A 14,450-nucleotide genomic window follows, 5' to 3' on the forward strand; every position below is an offset into this window, starting at 1 on the left:
TCCGGCGACGCGGTGGACAACGCTCGGCGACGCTTCGGTGAACGGGCTCCGCCGTCGGCCGCCGACGCCGGTCAGACGGCCGGTCCGCAGCCCGCCGCGTCGGCGAGGAAGCCCGCCGCTGCGGTCGCGAACAGCCCTTCCAGGCCGGACCCCGCGGGGACCGGGCGGGGGTCGTCCACGACGGCCCAGCAGCCGTCGACGACCTCGTACCGGGTGGTCGGTCCCTGCTCGACGTACGCGCGCACGGCCTCGACGAGACGCACGACGTCGGCGCCCGTCGTCCCGACGCCCACCGAGGCGCGGATCGCGCCCGCGTCGTGGCCGAGGCGCGCGAGCAGCGGGTGCGCGCAGAACCGGCCGTCGCGCACACCGATGCCGTGCTCGGCCGAGAGGTAGGCGGCGACGAGGCCCGGGTCGTGGCCCTCGACGGCGAACGTCACGACGCCGACCGGGTCGACGGCGTCGTCCCACACGCGCACGACCCGGACGCCCGGGACGGCCTCCAGGCCCGCGACGAGGGCCGCGCGGAGCGTCGTCTCGTGCGCGTGCAGGTCGGCCGGGTCGAGCGCGGCGAGCGCGTCGCACGCCGCCGCGAGCGCCGCGGCGCCCACCACGTTCGGCGAGCCGGCCTCGTGGCGTGCGGGCGCCGTCTGCCACTGCGTCCCGGTCACCGCGACCTGGCGCACGGCGCCGCCGCCCGCAAGGTAGGGGGTGCCCGCGTCGAGCCAGTCGCGCCGCCCGACGAGCGCCCCCGCGCCGAACGGCGCATAGGTCTTGTGCCCCGAGAACGCGACGTAGTCGACACCCGACGCGGCGAGCGAGAACCCGCGGTGCGGGACGAGCTGCGCGCCGTCGAGCACGACGCGCGCCCCGGCGTCGTGCGCGGCGCGGACGACCTCGGCGACGGGCAGGGACTCGCCCGTGACGTTGGAGGCGCCGGTCACGGCGACGAGCGCGTACGGGAAGCGCGCGAGCTCGGTGCGCAGGCCCGAGAGCGTCTCCGCGACGGACGCGCCGCCCGCGAGGACCGTCGCGCCGCCGGCGCGCTGCCACGGCAGCAGGTTCGCGTGGTGCTCGACGTCGAGGACGAGCACGCGCCCGGGCGTGCCGTCCGCGTTCGCCGGGACGCAGCCCGCGAGGAGGTTGAGCGAGTCGGTCGTGTTGCGCGTGACGACCGTGACGTCGTCCTCGCGCGCACCGACGAACGCGCCGATCGTGCGGCGCGACGCCTCGTAGAGCGCCGTGGACACCTGCGAGAGGTAGCCCGCGCCGCGGTGCACGCTCGCGTAGAGCGGCAGCACCTCGGTCACGCGGTCCGCGACCGAGCGCAGCGCCGGGGCCGACGCCGCGACGTCGAGGTTCGCGTACGGCACGCTGCGGCCGTCGACGAGCGGGACGAGCGTGTCCCCGCCGACGACGGGCAGGAGCGCGGGCGCGTCGACGAGCGCCGCGAGGTCAGGGGCCGGGGCGTCGGTGGGACACGAGACGTCCGCGAGAGCAGTCATGGCACAGTCCTCCAGGGTCGTCCGGGGAGAACCTCCCCGCGCTTGCCGCCCGCCGGTCGGCGTGCGGCCTGGTCGTCACCCGGGGCACCCCGCCGCGAGAGGAGGGTTGCCGGCCAGCAAACCGGGGTTTCGCGCTGGCACTCATGACCTGCGGACCAGGATGTCCGCGCGGACGGTGACGTGTCAACCGGTGGTCACGGCGTCTCGGATGGCGGGACGCGGCGCTCCGCGTCATAAGCCCGCGCGTCGGAGCCACGCGGCGTCGGGCACCTCCACCCCGGGCCGCTCCCCGAGACGGGCGTTCCGCACGTCGGACGCGTGGCGTACGATCCGAGCCAACCATCCGGAGCGGCCGAGTGACGTGGCACGTCGACGCCGCAGCAACCCCCCGGACCGCCTCGGCGGCCGGGCGCAGGGTGCTACTGCCACGATCGATGGAGGAGGACTCTCATGAGCGACCAGTCCCAGCAGGCGTCGGCACCCTGGCCGGCACCCCCCGAGGCACGTCCCGCCGTCGGCTACGCCGGCGACCTCACCCCGCAGCAGGCATGGGACCTGCTCGCGCACGACGAGCGCGCCGTGCTCGTGGACGTCCGCACCGAGGGCGAGTGGCGCACCATCGGCGTGCCCGACGCCACTCAGCTCGGCCGCGACGTCCTGTTCGACGAGTGGGTGACCCCGGCGGGGCCCAACCCGCGGTTCCTCGACCGGCTCGTCGAAGCGGGCCTGACCCCCGGCGACGAGCGCCCCGTCGTGTTCCTGTGCCGCTCGGGCCAGCGGTCGATCGGCGCGGCGCGCGCGGCCACGGCCGCCGGGCTCGGGCCGTCGTACAACGTGCTCGAGGGCTTCGAGGGCGCCCAGGGGTTCTCGGGCCTGCGGGACGTCGAGGGCTGGAAGGTCCGCGGGCTGCCCACCACGACGTTCGACGAGGCCGCCCGATGAGCGCGGTCGTGCCCGGCGGCTCCGGCCGCAAGCCCCTGCCCGCGAGCGCCCGTCCCGCGACGCTCGCCGTGCGCGGCGGCCACGCGCGCACCGAGTTCCAGGAGACGTCCGAGGCGCTGTTCCTCACGCAGGGCTACACGTACGACCGTGCGGCGGACGCCGAGGCGGCGTTCAAGGGAGAGCTCGACCGGTTCGTCTACTCACGCTACGGCAACCCGACCGTGCACACGTTCGAGGAGCGCCTGCGCCTCCTGGAGGGTGCGGAGGCGTGCTACGCGACGGCGTCCGGCATGTCGGCCGTGTTCACGGCGCTCGCCGCGCTGGTGCGGTCCGGGTCGCGCATCGTCGCGGCGCGCGCGCTGTTCGGGTCGAGCCTCGTCATCTTCGACGAGATCTTCGCGAAGTGGGGCGTGCGGACGGACTACGTCGACGGCCACGTGCTGTCGCAGTGGGAGGAGGCGCTGTCCACCCCCGCGGACGTCGTGTTCTTCGAGACGCCGTCCAACCCCATGCAGGACATCGTCGACGCGCGGCGCGTGAGCGAGCTCGCGCACGCCGCCGGCGCGGTCGTCGTGCTCGACAACGTGTTCGCGACGCCGTTGCTGCAGCGGCCGCTCGAGCTCGGGGCCGACGTCGTCGTCTACTCGGCGACCAAGCACATCGACGGGCAGGGCCGCGTGCTCGGCGGCGCGATCCTCGGGACCGAGGAGTACGTCACCGGCCCGGTGCAGACCTTCATCCGCAACACCGGGCCGTCGCTCTCGGCGTTCAACGCGTGGGTGCTGCTCAAGGGCCTCGAGACGCTGCCCGTGCGCGTCGCCGCGCAGAACGCCGCGGCGGCGCAGGTCGCGGAGGCGCTGGAGCAGCTCCCCGGGATCGGCCGCGTGCGCTACCCGTTCCTCGCGTCGCACCCGCAGCGCGAGCTCGCGCGGTCGCAGCAGAGCGGCGGCGGGACCGTCGTGACGTTCGACCTCGCCGTGCCCGAGGGCACCGACCCCGAGACGGCGAAGAAGCGCGCGTTCACGTTCCTCGACGCGCTCCAGGTCGTCGACATCTCGAACAACCTCGGCGACGCGAAGTCCCTCGTCACGCACCCGGCCACCACGACGCACCGCAAGCTCGGCCCCGAGGGCCGCGCCGCGGTCGGCATCGCAGAGACGACCGTGCGCCTGTCGGTGGGCCTGGAGGACCCGCACGACATCATCGAGGACGTCGCCCAGGCGCTGAACTCCTGACCCCGCCTCCCGCCGAGCAGGCGGTATCGGTTCGTCCCGGCGCCGGGACGGGCCACGACCACCTGCTCGGCGGGCAGGAGGGGCCTGGTCGGCACCGGGGGCTTCCCAGGATCGGGTGGACCGGTCGCGTGAGCTTTCGTAGCGTCGTCGGGTGCCCGACGCCCTCTTCGACGACCCCCGCCTCGCCGCCCTCTACGACCCGCTCGACCCGGACCGGTCCGACCTCGACGCCTACGTCGCGATCGTCGACGAGCTGGGCGCGCGCCGAGTGCTCGACGTCGGGTGCGGCACCGGGACGTTCGCGTGCCTGCTCGCGCAGCGCGGCGTCGAGGTGGTCGGCCTCGACCCGGCGGGTGCGTCGCTCGACGTCGCCCGCACGAAGCCGGGCGCCGAGCGCGTGCGCTGGCTGCACGGCGACGCGACGACCCTCCCCCCGCTCCAGGTCGACCTCGCGACGATGACGGCGAACGTCGCGCAGGTGTTCCTCACCGACGACGCGTGGACCGCGACGCTGCGGGGCGTCCACGACGCGCTCGCGCCGGGCGGGTGGCTGGTGCTCGAGACGCGCGTGCCCGCCCGTCGGGCCTGGGAGGGGTGGGTCCGCGAGGCGACGACCATGCGCGTGGACGTGCCCGACGTCGGCCCGGTCGAGTCCTGGACCGACCTCACCGACGTGTCGCTCCCCTTCGTGTCCTTCCACGACACGACCGTGCTGCCCGACGGCACCACGCTCCACTCCGACTCGACGCTGCGCTTCCGGGAGCGCGAGGAGGTCGAGACGTCGCTCGTGGCGTGCGGGTTCGAGGTCGTGGACGTCCGGGACGCGCCCGACCGCCCGGGTCGCGAGTGGGTCTTCGTGGCACGGCGCGGCTGAGCCGCGCGAAGCGCGATCGTGTCAGCCGCGACGGTCGCCCAGCACGACGACGTCCTCCGGGCGGCCGCCCGACCGTGCGACGTGCGACCGGACCGCGTCCAGCTCGTGCGGCAGCAGGAGGAAGCTCACCGACGTCCCGGTGTCGTTCACGTCCCAGAGCAGCGTCCAGTGCTCGTCGAAGCCCGAGCCGCAGATCGTGAAGGGGGCGACGGCGAGGGCGAGGTCGAGCTCGCGGTCGTCGCGCGGGTCGAGCTCGAGCGAGATCGGGGGCTCCCACCCGAAGCGCCGGGCGAGGCGTCCGCGTCGTGCGCGGCACAGCTCCTCCAAGGCGTGCACCGCGTCGGTCGCGTCCGGTGGCCACGGCTCGTCGGAGTACACGTCGACCTGGAGCCGTGCCACCCGGTCGCGCAGCGCCAGGAGCGCGCCGCGACACGCGGCCGCGACGGTGCCCGGCGAGGCGCCGTCGGCGATCGTGCACAGCACGGCCGTCGTCCTCCGCTGCCGCATCGGTCCTCCCTCGGGTGCTGATTCCGCCGCGGCCTCCGCGCGCGTGCGGTGCGGACACCGTAGTCCCCGGGCCGCCTGTGGACGGCGGTTCGACGGTGTGGGTCGCACCTCGTAGATTCCTCGTAGCGCACGGCCGCGGGCCGGGCACATGATCACGCCACCACCATCGACAGGGGTCCTCTTGCTGCACGTGCACCGCTCCGAGCGTGCCGAGGCGCTCGTGGCGCCGCTCGCCGCCGTGCTCGCGGAGGTCCCGGCGGACCCGTTCACGCCGGACGTCGTGGCGGTCCCGACGCGCGGGGTGGAGCGGTGGCTCGCGCAGCGGCTCTCGCACCACCTGGGCGCGGGCGAGACGGCGGGGATCTGCGCGAACGTGGATTTCCGGGGCCCGCGGCGGCTCGTCGAGCAGGTCGTGGCCGACCTCACGGGCCTCGACCCCGACGACGACCCGTGGCGGCCCGAGCGGCTCGCGTGGTCGGTGCTCGAGGTGCTCGACGCGCACCTCGCCGAGCCCTGGGCGGCGCCGCTCGCGCGCTACGTCGGCGACCCGGGCGACGAGGTGCGGCGGGGCCGGCGGCTCACGCTCGCGCGACGGCTCGCGGACCTCCTGGTCGACTACGCCCGCCAGCGGCCCGAGGTCGTGCTCGCGTGGTCGGCCCCGGTCACGGGGACCGCCGTCGCGCCGGACGACCTCGCGTGGCAGCCCGAGCTGTGGCGCCGCCTGGTGGAGCGCGTCCCGGCGACGGACCCGGCACGGCGCGTGACGGAGGCGGTCGCGGCGCTGCACGCGGACCCGGCGGCCGTCGACCTGCCGCCGCGGCTGTCCGTGTTCGGGCCCACGCGGCTCCCCGAGGACGAGCTCCGGGTCCTGCGCGCGCTCGCCGCGCACCGCGACGTCCACCTGTGGCTCGTGCACCCCTCGCCGGCGCTGTGGGCGACGGTCGCCGCGTCCGCCGGCGACCCCTCCAAGGGCGACGCGGACCCGGGCTCGGACCGCGCGGGCGCGCCCGTCCGGCGTCGCGCGGACCTGCCGACGTTCGCGCGCCACCCGTTCCTCGCGTCCACCGGCCGGGACACGGTCGAGCTGCAGCTGCGGCTCGCCACGGGCGAGGCGCGCGAGACCCACCACGAGGCGGCGCCCCCGCCGCCGACCCTGCTCGGCGCGCTGCAGTCCGCGCTGCGGGCCGACGATCCGGACGGCGCGCACGTGCTGGACCCGACGGACCGCTCCGTGCAGGTGCTCGCGTGCCACGGCCGCGCCCGGCAGGTCGAGGTGCTGCGCGAGACGCTCGTCGGCCTGTTCTCCGCCGACCCGACGCTCCAGGCGCGCGACGTCATCGTGCTGTGCCCCGACGTCGAGACGTTCGCGCCGCTCGTCACCGCGACCTTCGGCGCCGTCCCTGAGCTGGGCGACGACGCGCACCCCGGCCAGCGGCTGCGGGTCAGCCTCGCGGACCGCGGCGCCGGGACCACCAACCCCGTGCTCGCGCTGCTCGCCACGCTGCTGCGCCTCGCGGACGGCCGCGTCACGGCGTCCGAGGTGCTCGACCTCGCGGCGAGCGGCCCGGTCCGCCGCCGGTTCCGCTTCTCCGACGACGACGTCGACCGCCTGCGGCAGTGGGCCGTCGAGGCGGGGGTCCACTGGGGCGAGGACGGCGAGCGGCGTGCCCGCTTCGGGATCGACGAGCACGTGCGGCAGGGCACGTGGGACGCGGCGCTCGACCGCATCCTGCTCGGCGCCGCGATGGCCGACGAGGACGCCCGGTTCGTCGGGCCCGCGCTCCCGCTGGACGACGTCGGCTCGACGGACGTGGACCTCGCGGGCCGGCTCGCGGAGCTCGTCGCGCGGCTCACGGAGATCCTGCGCGGCCTCGACGGCGTGCACCCGCTCGCGCACTGGCTCGACACCCTCGACCGCGCGCTCACGCTCCTGGCGGAGGCGCCGCCGACGGAGGCGTGGCAGATCGGCTCCGCACGCCGCGTGCTGGGCGACGTGCGGGCGGCGGGTGCCGCGCACGGCGGCGTCGCGCTGCGGCTCGCGGACGTGCGGGCGCTGCTCGACGACCGCCTGGCCGGGCGCCCGACGCGCGCCGGGTTCCGCACGGGCGCGCTCACCGTGTGCTCGCTCGAGCCGATGCGCTCCGTGCCGCACCGGGTGGTCTGCCTCCTCGGGCTCGACGACGGCGTGTTCCCCCGCACCGCCGCGCCCGCGGGCGACGACCTGCTCGCCCGGCACCCCGAGATCGGCGAGCGCGACGCGCGCAGCGAGGACCGGCAGATCTTCCTCGACGCCGTCGCCGCGGCGGGCGACCACCTCGTCGTCGTGCACACGGGTGCCGACGAGCGCACCGGGGCGCCGCGCCCGCCCGCGGTGCCCGTGGCGGAGCTGCTCGACGCGCTGGACCGGGTGGCCACCACGGCCGACGGGCGCCCCGCGCGGGAGCACGTCGTCGTGCAGCACCCGCTCCAGACGGTCGACGAGCGGAACTTCACGCCGGGCGCGCTCGGCGTCCCCGGACCGTTCAGCCACGACGACGCGGCGTTCGCCGGGGCCCGCCAGGCGCGCGAGAAGCGTGAGCCGGTCGGGGCGCTCGTCGGCGCACCGCTCTCGCTGCCGGACGGTGCCGCCGTCGGCTCCGTGGAAGGACCGGGGTCGCCCACGGCGACCGGGCGCCGCGCCGACGTCGAGCTCGACGACCTGGTCCGCCTGCTCGAGAACGCACCCCGCTGGTTCGCGCAGCACACGCTCGACGTGGGTCTCGTGCTGGAGGAGGAGGACGTCGAGGACCGGCTGCCCCTCTCCCTCACGGGGCTCGCGGGCTGGGGCGTGGGCGACCGCGTGCTGCGGGCCGCGCTCGCGGGCGTCGACCCGAACCGCGCGATGCAGGCCGAGTGGCGCCGCGGCCAGGTCCCGCCGCGCGAGCTCGGCCGGTCGGCGCTCCAGGAGGTCGTCCGGGCCGTGGGGCCGCTCCGGGTCGCGTCCGTCGAGGCCGCGCGCGAGGCCGACGTCGCGGCCGGTCGTCCCGTGAGCCAGGACGTGCTGAGCTCCGCCGAGACGGTCGACGTGCGGGCCACCCTCCCGGACGGCGGCACGCTCGTCGGCAGCGTGCCGGGCGTGCACGGCGCGCGCGTGGTGCGTACGGAGTACTCGCGGCTCGGGCCGAAGCACCGGCTGCGCGCCTGGGTGCAGGCGCTCGCGCTGCGCGTGAGCGACCCGGGCCGCCCGTGGGACGCCGTCGCGATCGGCCGGTCCCCCCGCGGCCCGGGGGTCGCGTGGTCGACGCTCACGCCGCCCGACCGCGACACGGCGGCCGCCGTGCTGGCAGACCTCGTGGCCCTGCGCGACGAGGCCGCCCGCGAGCCCCTGCCGCTGCTGCCCGAGGTCGCGCTCCGCTACGCCGAGGAGCGGCGCACCACCGACGCGCGCGACGCCCTGATGCGCGCCGGGTGGGCGTGGAACAAGGGCTTCGAGCGCAAGGACCCGTACGTCGTGCTCGCGTGGGGCCAGGACCCGGCGCTCCCCGACCTCGCGGGCCACGCGACGACCGCCGACCTGGGCCGCTTCCCCGACGACCCGACCCGCCTCGGCGCGCTCGCGCGCCGCGTGTGGGACCCCCTGCTGGAGCACGAGCTGCGAGGTGCGCGATGAGCGGCCCGACGTCCGCACCCGCCACGCCCGCCGCGGCGTCCGGACCCGCGGTGCCCGGACCCGTCGCGGGGAGCCCGCGGCGCTTCGACCCGTTCGGCGACCTGCCGCGCGGGACGGTCGTGCTCGAGGCGAGCGCCGGCACGGGCAAGACGCACACCATCGCGACCCTCACCACGCGCTACGTCGCCGAGGGCGTGGCGGCGCTGCCCGAGATCATGCTCGTGACGTTCGGCCGGGCCGCGACGTCGGAGCTGCGCGACCGCGTGCGCGAGCGCCTCGTCGCGACCGAGCGCGCGCTGCGCGGCCACGACCCGGCGCACAGCGCCGACGAGCTCGTCACGTTCCTCGCCGCGGTCGACGCCGACGAGCTCGCCCGCCGTCGTGAGCGCCTGCGCGTCGCGCTGTCCCAGCTCGACGCCGCGACGATCACGACGACGCACGGGTTCTGCCAGCAGATGCTCACCGCGCTCGGGACGGCGGCCGACGTCGACCTCGCGACGAGCTTCCTGCCCGACGTGGCCGACCTCGTCGAGGAGGTCACGGACGACCTGTACGTGCGGCGGTTCGCCGACCAGAGCGAGCCGATCCTCTCGCCGCGCGACGTGCGCGCGGTCGCCCGCGCGGCGGTGAGCGACCACGGGGCGGTGGTCGCGCCGTCGGACGCGGCCGAGGGCTCGGTGGCCGCGGCGCGGTACGAGGTCGCCGTCGCCGCCCGCCGCGAGGTGGAGGCGCGCAAGCGCGCGATGCACCTGCTCGACTACGACGACCTCCTCGTCCTGCTGCGCCGCGCCCTCACCGACCCGGAGCACGGTGCGACGGCGACGCAGCGCGTCCGGTCGAGGTTCCGCGTGGTCATGGTGGACGAGTTCCAGGACACGGACCCCGAGCAGTGGGCGATCCTGCGCACCGCGTTCCACGGGCGGCCCGACGAGAGCAGCGCGCTCGTCCTCATCGGGGACCCCAAGCAGGCGATCTACGCGTTCCGCGGCGCGGACGTCGTGACGTACCTGCAGGCCGTCGAGGACGCGACGGACACCGCGACGCTCAGCACGAGCTGGCGCAGCGACGGCACGCTCCTCGCAGGCCTGCACGCGCTGCTCGGCGAGACGGCGCTCGGCGACCCGCGCATCGTCGTGCGCCCGGTCGACGCGGCGCACCCCGAGGCGCGGTTCTCCGGCGGCGCGCCGGTGCGGCTGCGGCAGGTGACGCGCCGCGCCTACCGGCTGGGCGCCTCGTCGGCGCCGTCGGCCCCGGACGCGCGCGGCCTGCTCGCGAAGGACGTCGCGGCCGACGTCGCGAGCCGTCTCGGCACCGCGTCCGGCGGGGGCGACCGCGTGCGCGACGACGCCGGCGGGGCGGCGAGCGACGCGGCGCGCTGGCGCCCGCTCGAGCCGCGCGACGTCGCCGTGCTGACGCGCACGAACGCGCAGGCCGAGGCGGTGCGCTCGGCGCTCGTCGCGCTGGGCGTGCCCGCGGTCGTCTCCGGGCCGTCGAGCGTGTTCGGGTCGGCCGCGGCGCAGGACTGGCTCACGCTCCTCGCGGCGCTGGAGCAGCCGGGCCTCCACCGGCGCGCGACGGCGCTCGCCCTCACCCCGTTCGTCGGCTGGGACGCGCAGCGCCTCGCGACGGCGGACGACGCGGACCACGACGAGCTCGGCGACACGGTCCGGGCCTGGGCGCACCTGCTCGCCGACCGGGGCGTGGCCGCGGTCGCGGAGGTCGCCGCACGGCGCGGGGCGACGGCCCGTGTCATGGCGCGCGCCGACGGCGAGCGCTACCTCACCGACCTGCGCCACGTCACGCAGGCGCTGCACGAGGCCGCGACGACCGAGGGGCTCGGCACGGCCGCGCTCACGGCCTGGCTCCGGACCCGGATCGCCGAGGTCGGGACGGTCTTCACCGACGAGCGCACTCGCCGTCTCGAGACCGACGCCGCCGCCGTGCAGGTCGTCACCGTGCACGCCGCGAAGGGTCTGGAGTTCGGCGTCGTCTACGTCCCGTTCGGGTGGGAGCGGTTCGAGCCCGACGACCAGGAGCTGTTCGCGTTCCACGACGACCACGGGCAGCGCGTCCTGCACCTCGGCGGGGTCGGCTCCCCCGGGTTCGTGGACGCCAAGGCGCGCTGGCGCGACGAAGAGCTCGGCGAGGACCTGCGCCTGCTGTACGTGGCGCTCACCCGGGCTCGGCACCAGGTCGTCGTGCACTGGACCCCCACGAAGCGCAGCACCGGATCGGGACCGCTCACCCGCCTCCTGCTCGCCGACCGGATGCTCGGCGGCGAGCCCGGGCGCCACGCACGGCCCGACGCGATGCGCGACGACGCCGTCCGGTCCGCGTTCGAGGCGGTCGCGGCGCGGTCGGGCGGTACGGTCGTCGTCGAGCAGGTCGACGCCCGGCCGAAGGGCGAGCCCTGGTCGCCCGGCACCCGGTCGGGCACGGACCTCGCGCTCGCGACCGCGGCCCACCTCCCGGACCGCGAATGGCGTCGGGCGTCGTACTCGGCCCTGACCGCGGCCGCGCACCACGGCCCGGTCGGCGGGATCGAGAGCGAGCCCGAGGACCCGGGCGTGCAGGACGAGCCGGAGGAGACCGCCGACGACGACACCGCCGCGCCCTCGGCCCAGGCCTCGACCCCGCGACCCGGCGCGGACGTGCCGTCCCCGTACGAGGGGCAGCCGGGCGGCACCGCGTTCGGCACGCTCGTGCACGAGATCCTCGAGTACGTCGACACCGCGGCCGACGACCTCGACGCCGAGGTGCGCGCCCGCTGCGCGCAGGCGGCGACGGTCCGCGTGCCGGGCGTCGAGCCCGTCGCGCTCGCGACGGCGCTAGGCCTGTCGCTGCGCACGCCGCTCGGCCCGATCGCGGGCGGGCTCACGCTCGCCGACGTCGACCCGCGGGACCGGCTGCCCGAGCTCGAGTTCGAGCTCCCGCTCGCCGGGGGCGACGAGACGGAGGGCGTGCGTCCCGCGACGCTGCGCGACCTCGCGGACGTCCTGCGGGCGCACCTGCCCGCCGACGACGCGTTCGCCCGATACCCCGACCTCCTGGCGGCGCTGGCCGACGAGTCCGAGACGGGCACGAGCACCGGCGGCGTCCCGCTGCGCGGCTACCTCACGGGCTCGATCGACGCCGTGCTGCGCGTGCCCGCCCCGGGTCCCGACGGCGCTCCGGACGGGGATCCGGGCGGCCGCCGCCGGTACCTCGTCGTCGACTACAAGACGAACCGCGTCGGGCCGCTCGGGGTCCCGCTCGCCGTGGGCGACTACCACCCCGACGCCATGCGCGACGCGATGCTCGCCTCGCACTACCCGCTGCAGCTCGTGCTCTACCTCGTCGCGCTCCACCGCTACCTGCGGTGGCGCGTGCGCGACTACGAACCCGACCGCGACCTCGCCGGCGGGGCGTACCTCTTCGTGCGCGGCATGGCCGGGCCGGACACGCCCCGCGGCCCCGACGGCACCCCGTACGGCGTCGTCGCCTGGAGCCCGCCGCCCGGGCTCGTCGTCGCCCTGTCCGCCCTGCTCGACGGAGGTCGCGCATGACCACGACCACTCCCGGGTCGACGCTCCGGCCCACCGCTCCTCCTGCGGGCGACGTGGTCGACGAGGGCGACCCGCGGCTCGCCGTCGGCGTGCCGGCGGGCCTGGCGCCGTTCAACGTCGCGCGCGTGGTCTCGGCCGCCGACGTGCGCGTCGCGCTGCGGCTCGGCCGGCTCACGGGCGAGCACGACGACCAGGTGCTGCTCGCCGTCGCGCTCGCCGTCCGTGCCGTGCGCAGCGGCTCCGTGTGCGTGCGCCTCGACGACCTCGGCTCCCTGGCGCTGCCCGAGGACGAGGAGGCCGCCCGGACCGACGCCGCGGACCTGCCGTGGCCGGACCGCGCCGCGTGGGCCGGCGCGGTCGCGCGCAGCCCGCTGGTCGCCGTCGGGGTCGACGGCGCGCCCGACAGGCCCGCGCGCTGGGTCGGGGGCGCGCTGTACCTCGACCGCTACTGGCGCGACGAGCTCGCGGTCCGGCACGACGTCGACGGTCGGCTCGCGGCGCCCGACCTGCCGGTCGACGCCGACCGCCTCGACGTCGCGCTGGCCCGCCTCTTCCCCGCGGCGGAGGACACGCGGCAGCGGCTCGCCGCCGCGCACGCCGCCACGCGCCGGCTCACCGTCCTCACGGGTGGCCCCGGCACGGGCAAGACGACGACGGTCGCGCGGCTGCTCGCCGTCCTGCACGACGCCGTCCCGCACGACGCTGCCCGCCCCGCGACCGCGGCGGCGCCCGCTCCGTCGCGCGCGGGGGCGAACGTCCCGGCCGACCAGGGCACGGCGCTGCGCGTCGCGCTCGCCGCCCCGACCGGGAAGGCGGCCGCACGGCTCCAGGAGGCGGTGCGCGAGGTCGTCGCCGGGTTCGGCGACGCCGCCGACCGCGCGCGCGTCGGGACGCCCGTCGCGACGACGCTGCACCGCCTGCTCGGGTACCGGCCGGGCAGCAGCACGCGGTTCCGCCACGACGCGCACCACCACCTGCCGCACGACGTCGTCGTCGTCGACGAGACGTCGATGGTCGCGCTGCCGCTCATGGCGCGGCTGCTCGAGGCGCTGCGGCCCGACGCGCGGCTCGTGCTCGTCGGGGACCCGGACCAGCTCGCCTCGGTGGAGGCCGGCGCCGTGCTCGGCGACCTCGTGCACCGCGAGCCCGTCACGCCCCCGGCCACCGCACCGGTCGTGCTCGCGGCGGCCGAGACCGCGCTGGCCGACGCGCCGCCGCCCGCCGACGGCGAGGTCGACGACCGGGCGGTGCTCGGCAACGGCGTCGTCCGGCTGCGCACCGTCCACCGTCAGGACCGCGACTCGGAGATCCTGCCGCTCGCCGCCGCGGTCCGGGCCGAGGACGCGGAGGCGACGCTCGCCCTGCTGCGCGCGGGGCACGGGTCCGTGGAGTTCCTCGAGACGCCCGACGACGAGCCCGACGACGCGGCGCTGGCCGCGGTCCGCGCGGACGCCGTCGCGGCGGGGACCCTGCTCGTCGAGGCCGCGCGCACCGGGGACGCGGCCGCCGCGCTCGACGCGCTCGCGCGGCACCGCGTCATGGTGGCGCACCGGCGCGGGCCCGCGGGGCGCGGCCGGTGGGCGGCGCAGGTCGAGGCGTGGGTCGAGGAGGCGACCGGCCACCACGCGACCGACTCCCCGTGGGTGGCCGGGCGGCCCCTGCTCGTCACGACGAACGACGCCGAGGTCGGCCTCTACAACGGCGACACCGGCGTGCTCGTCGCGGAGCCCTCGGGCGGGGTCGTCGCCGTGTTCGGGGACCCGCGCGCGCCGCTGCGCGTGCGCACGCACCGGCTGCCGCCGGTCGAGACCGTGCACGCCATGACGGTCCACCGCGCGCAGGGCAGCCAGTTCGACCGGGTCACGCTCGTCCTGCCGCCCGCGACCTCGCCGCTGCTCACGCGCGAGCTGCTGTACACGGCGGTGACGCGCGCGCAGTCGTTCGTGCGCGTCGTCGGCTCCGAGGACGCCGTGCGCACCGCGGTGACGAGCCCGGTCCACCGGGCGAGCGGGCTGCGGACTCCGCTGCCCGGCGGTCAGTCCTCGGTGCGCTCCGCCTGATCGCGCTCGCGCAGCTCCTTGAGGCGGCCCCAGGGCACGAGCACGATCCAGGCGACGGACGCGACGGCGGCGCCCATGATCATCGAGGGGACGTCCATGGCGACCATCCTGGCAGGCGTGCGCGGTCGCCCCG

Annotated in this window: 9 protein-coding genes and 1 riboswitch; of the genes, 6 read left to right on the forward strand and 3 right to left on the reverse strand. The window is 77.1% G+C overall.

Features of this window, described 5'->3' with window-relative positions; all coding sequences use genetic code 11:
- Nucleotides 1-71 precede the first annotated feature (71 nt).
- The gene (locus MT994_RS07665; protein ID WP_354805785.1) at nucleotides 72-1,505 is read right to left on the reverse strand and encodes an aminotransferase class V-fold PLP-dependent enzyme; all 1,434 of its coding nucleotides are present in this window, start codon (nucleotides 1,503-1,505) and stop codon (nucleotides 72-74) included.
- 33 nt (nucleotides 1,506-1,538) lie between these two features.
- A riboswitch (SAM riboswitch) is annotated at nucleotides 1,539-1,654 on the reverse strand.
- A gap of 301 nt (nucleotides 1,655-1,955) precedes the next feature.
- Here MT994_RS07665 and MT994_RS07670 point away from each other — a divergent pair.
- The 3 genes from MT994_RS07670 (at nucleotide 1,956) to MT994_RS07680 (ending at nucleotide 4,556) form a co-directional block, all read left to right on the forward strand.
- Nucleotides 1,956-2,447 carry a rhodanese-like domain-containing protein gene (locus tag MT994_RS07670; protein ID WP_076403624.1) on the forward strand — a complete coding sequence of 164 codons (492 nt, stop codon included), beginning with the start codon at nucleotides 1,956-1,958 and terminating at the stop codon, nucleotides 2,445-2,447.
- Nucleotides 2,444-3,682, forward strand: a complete 1,239-nt coding sequence (locus tag MT994_RS07675; protein WP_076403625.1) for an O-succinylhomoserine sulfhydrylase — start codon at nucleotides 2,444-2,446, stop codon at nucleotides 3,680-3,682. Before MT994_RS07670 ends, MT994_RS07675 begins: the two co-directional genes overlap by 4 nt.
- A 151-nt stretch (nucleotides 3,683-3,833) precedes the next feature.
- A complete protein-coding gene (locus MT994_RS07680) occupies nucleotides 3,834-4,556 on the forward strand; it encodes a class I SAM-dependent methyltransferase (RefSeq protein WP_354805786.1) in 723 nt (240 codons plus the stop codon).
- Between the two features lie 21 nt (nucleotides 4,557-4,577).
- Here the strand turns inward: MT994_RS07680 and MT994_RS07685 are convergent, their stop codons facing one another.
- Nucleotides 4,578-5,063, reverse strand: coding sequence for a hypothetical protein (locus tag MT994_RS07685; RefSeq protein WP_076403629.1), 486 nt, complete (start codon nucleotides 5,061-5,063; stop codon nucleotides 4,578-4,580).
- Between the two features lie 190 nt (nucleotides 5,064-5,253).
- On the opposite strand from MT994_RS07685, the gene recC reads away from it, so the two are divergent.
- Genes recC through recD form a run of 3 tightly spaced genes read left to right on the forward strand, consistent with a single transcriptional unit; the run spans nucleotide 5,254 to nucleotide 14,317 of the window.
- A complete protein-coding gene (gene recC / locus MT994_RS07690) occupies nucleotides 5,254-8,712 on the forward strand; it encodes an exodeoxyribonuclease V subunit gamma (protein ID WP_354805855.1) in 3,459 nt (1,152 codons plus the stop codon).
- A complete protein-coding gene (locus MT994_RS07695) occupies nucleotides 8,709-12,257 on the forward strand; it encodes a UvrD-helicase domain-containing protein (RefSeq protein ID WP_354805787.1) in 3,549 nt (1,182 codons plus the stop codon). The genes recC and MT994_RS07695 overlap by 4 nt, the downstream gene beginning before the upstream one ends.
- The gene (recD, locus tag MT994_RS07700) at nucleotides 12,254-14,317 is read left to right on the forward strand and encodes an exodeoxyribonuclease V subunit alpha (RefSeq protein WP_354805788.1); all 2,064 of its coding nucleotides are present in this window, start codon (nucleotides 12,254-12,256) and stop codon (nucleotides 14,315-14,317) included. Before MT994_RS07695 ends, recD begins: the two co-directional genes overlap by 4 nt.
- On the opposite strand, the gene MT994_RS07705 is transcribed toward recD, so the two are convergent.
- Nucleotides 14,293-14,415: a hypothetical protein gene (locus MT994_RS07705; protein WP_021483523.1), complete on the reverse strand. Its 123-nt coding sequence runs from the start codon at nucleotides 14,413-14,415 to the stop codon at nucleotides 14,293-14,295. The genes recD and MT994_RS07705 overlap by 25 nt on opposite strands.
- Nucleotides 14,416-14,450 lie beyond the last annotated feature (35 nt).

The organism is Cellulosimicrobium sp. MI9406, assembly GCF_040595865.1.
In the GTDB taxonomy this organism is placed as follows: Bacteria; Actinomycetota; Actinomycetes; order Actinomycetales; family Cellulomonadaceae; genus Cellulosimicrobium; species Cellulosimicrobium funkei.

Excerpts from the sequence above, each read along its gene's own strand:
- recD (WP_354805788.1), top strand. The coding sequence starts at position 12,254 with ATGACCACGACCACTCCCGGGTCGACGCTCCGGCCCACCGCTCCTCCT.
- MT994_RS07670 (WP_076403624.1), top strand. The coding sequence starts at position 1,956 with ATGAGCGACCAGTCCCAGCAGGCGTCGGCACCCTGGCCGGCACCCCCC.
- MT994_RS07705 (WP_021483523.1), bottom strand. The coding sequence starts at position 14,415 with ATGGACGTCCCCTCGATGATCATGGGCGCCGCCGTCGCGTCCGTCGCC.
- MT994_RS07695 (WP_354805787.1), top strand. The coding sequence starts at position 8,709 with ATGAGCGGCCCGACGTCCGCACCCGCCACGCCCGCCGCGGCGTCCGGA.
- MT994_RS07685 (WP_076403629.1), bottom strand. The coding sequence starts at position 5,063 with ATGCGGCAGCGGAGGACGACGGCCGTGCTGTGCACGATCGCCGACGGC.
- MT994_RS07675 (WP_076403625.1), top strand. The coding sequence starts at position 2,444 with ATGAGCGCGGTCGTGCCCGGCGGCTCCGGCCGCAAGCCCCTGCCCGCG.
- MT994_RS07665 (WP_354805785.1), bottom strand. The coding sequence starts at position 1,505 with ATGACTGCTCTCGCGGACGTCTCGTGTCCCACCGACGCCCCGGCCCCT.